The sequence below is a fragment of the Paracoccus broussonetiae genome, from assembly GCF_031854425.1.
Classification (GTDB): domain Bacteria; phylum Pseudomonadota; class Alphaproteobacteria; order Rhodobacterales; family Rhodobacteraceae; genus Paracoccus; species Paracoccus broussonetiae.
The window spans coordinates 1-2,892 of record NZ_JAVRQI010000041.1 but is presented as its reverse complement, the minus strand read 5'-3'; the positions used below and the strand labels follow the sequence as shown (position 1 = coordinate 2,892).

2 protein-coding genes are annotated in these 2,892 nt (G+C 67.2%); both read left to right on the top strand.

Features of this window, described 5'->3' with window-relative positions:
- Positions 1–4: 4 nt before the first annotated feature.
- A complete protein-coding gene (xsc, locus tag RM190_RS23240; RefSeq protein ID WP_311761858.1) occupies positions 5–1,786 on the top strand; it encodes a sulfoacetaldehyde acetyltransferase in 1,782 nt (593 codons plus the stop codon).
- Between the two features lie 76 nt (positions 1,787–1,862).
- On the top strand, positions 1,863–2,892 hold a 1,030-nt coding region (locus RM190_RS23235; protein ID WP_311761857.1), incomplete at its 3' end, for a YeiH family protein.

The following is a 2,892-nucleotide window of genomic DNA, read 5'->3' as shown; positions in this document are numbered from 1 at the left end:
ACCCATGAGAATGACGACAGAAGAGGCCTTCGTCAAAGTATTGCAGCTTCACGGGATTGATCAGGCATTTGGGATCATCGGTTCTGCGATGATGCCTGTTTCGGATCTTTTTCCGAAAGCCGGGATCCGGTTCTGGGATTGCGCGCATGAGACGAATGCGGGGCTGATGGCGGACGGGTTTTCGCGCTCGACCGGCAAGATGTCGATGGCGATCGCGCAGAACGGGCCGGGGGTGACGGGGTTTGTCACGCCGGTCAAGACCGCCTACTGGAACCACACGCCTTTGCTGCTGATCACGCCGCAGGCCGCGAACAAGACCATCGGCCAGGGCGGTTTCCAGGAGATGGAGCAGATGCGGCTCTTCGCCGATTGCGTCTGCTATCAGGAAGAGGTGCGCGACCCCTCGCGCATTCCCGAGGTGCTGAACCGCGTCATCATGCAGGCCTGGCGCAACTCGGCCCCGGCGCAGATGAACATCCCGCGCGACATGTGGACCCAGGTCATCGATGTCGAGCTGCCGCAGGTCGTGGCCTTCGAGCGCCCCTCGGGCGGCGAGAATGCGGTGGCCGAGGCGGCAAGGCTGCTCAGCGAGGCGAAGTTCCCGGTCATCCTGTCGGGCGCGGGCGTGGTCCTGTCGGGTGCGATCCCGGACCTGATCAAGCTGGCCGAGCGTCTGGATGCGCCGGTCTGCTCGAACTACCAGCACAATGACAGCTTCCCCGGTTCGCATCCGCTGGCGATGGGACCGCTGGGTTACAACGGCTCGAAAGCCGGGATGGAGATCATCCAGAAGGCGGATGTGGTGTTGGCGCTGGGGACGCGGCTGAACCCGTTCTCGACCCTGCCGGGCTATGGCATCGACTATTGGCCCAAGGAAGCCAAGATCATCCAGGTCGACATCAATGCCGACCGCATCGGCCTGACCAAGAAGGTGACGGTGGGCATCCAGGGCGACGCGGCCAAGGTGGCGCGCGGCATCCTGGGCCAGCTTGCGGACAATGCAGGCGATGCCGGGCGCGACGACCGCAAGGCGCTGGTGGCGACGACCAAGTCCCGCTGGGCGCAGGAACTGTCCAGCCTCGACCACGAGGACGATGATCCGGGCACCGAATGGAACGAAGGCGCCCGCACCCGCGAGGCCGAGCTGATGTCGCCCCGCCAGGCCTGGCGCGCGATCATGCAGGCGGTGCCGAAGGAGGCGATCGTCAGCTCCGACATCGGCAACAACTGCGCCATCGGCAATGCCTATCCCAGCTTCGAGGCCGGGCGGAAATACCTGGCACCGGGCCTGTTCGGTCCCTGCGGCTATGGCTTCCCGGCGATCCTGGGGGCCAAGATCGGCAACCCCGACACTCCGGTGATCGGCTTCGCCGGCGACGGCGCGTTTGGCATCTCGATGAACGAGATGACCGCCTGCGGCCGCGACGACTGGCCGGCGATCACCATGGTGATCTTCCGCAACTACCAATGGGGTGCGGAAAAGCGCAACACGACGCTGTGGTACGACAACAACTTCGTCGGGACCGAGCTGGACCGCGGCACCACCTATGCCGGGATCGCCAAGGCCTGCGGCGCGAATGGCGTGCAGGTGCGCGGGGCCGAGGAACTGACGGCGGCGCTGCATGACGCGGTCGAGCGGCAGATGAAGTCGGGCGAGACCACCTTCATCGAGGTCGTGCTGAACCAGGAACTGGGCGAGCCCTTCCGCCGCGACGCGATGAAGAAGCCGGTGGTGGTCGCGGGCATCGACGCCTCCGACATGCGCCCGCAGCAAGGCGCGCAGTGACCCAACCGCGGCCCGGCAACCCATGCCGGGCCGCGCTGACCCTTCGATCCGGACCGACCCGATGACGAGCCTTGCCATGCATCTTTCCGCCGCCCAGAGCCGGGGCCAAAGCCTGAAGTCCAGCCTGAGGGAGCTGTTTCCCGGCTTTGCCGTCTCGGTGCTGGTCGCGGCGACGGCGCAATTCCTGTCCGAGCATTACGGCGCGCCCGCCATGCTGATGGCCTTGCTGCTGGGACTGGCGCTGAACTTCCTGTCCGAGGCCGGTTCGCGCACCGCGCCGGGGATCGGCTTCACCGCGAAGACCGTGCTGCGCCTTGGGGTGGCGCTGCTGGGGGCGCGGATCTCGGTCGAGATGCTGGCCGGGCTGGGCGCGGCGGCGGTCGCGCTGGTGGTGACGGGGGTGGTGCTGACGATCCTGTTCGCGCTGGCCATCACCCGGCTGGTCGGGCGGGACTGGCGCTTCGCGCTGCTGACCGGGGGCTCGGTCGCGATCTGCGGTGCCTCGGCGGCGATGGCGATCGCGGCGGTGCTGCCGCGCCACGAGAAATCCGAGCGCGACCTGGTCTTCACCGTGCTCTCGGTCACCGTGCTGTCGACGGTGGCGATGGTGGTCTATCCGATGCTGGCGCAACTGTTCGGCTTTGACGCGCGCGACAGCGGCGTGTTCCTGGGCGGCACCATCCATGACGTGGCGCAGGTGGTGGGCGCGGGCTTCTCGATCGGGCCCGAGGCCGGCGAGACGGCGACGCTGGTCAAGCTGATCCGGGTCTCGATGCTGGCGCCGGTGGTCTTGTGCATCTCGCTGGTGATCCGCTCGCGCGGGCTGGCCGACCAGGTCGAGGGCAAGCGCCCGCCCGTGCTGCCGGGCTTCGTGCTGGGCTTCCTGGTGCTGGCGGTCGCGAACTCGCTGGGGATGATCCCGGCGGCCCTGGCCGATGCCGCCGGCATCCTCAGCCGCTGGGCGCTGCTCATCGCCATCGCTGCCGTCGGCATCAAGACATCCCTGGCCCGCATGCTGGAAGTCGGCCCCGCAGCAATCGCACTCCTCGTCGCAGATACCGTATTCCTCGGTGCCGTCGTCGTAACAGGTATCCATGCGATCGGGT

Coding starts and splice junctions, on each gene's coding strand:
- xsc (WP_311761858.1), top strand. CDS start 5: ATGAGAATGACGACAGAAGAGGCCTTCGTCAAAGTATTGCAGCTTCAC.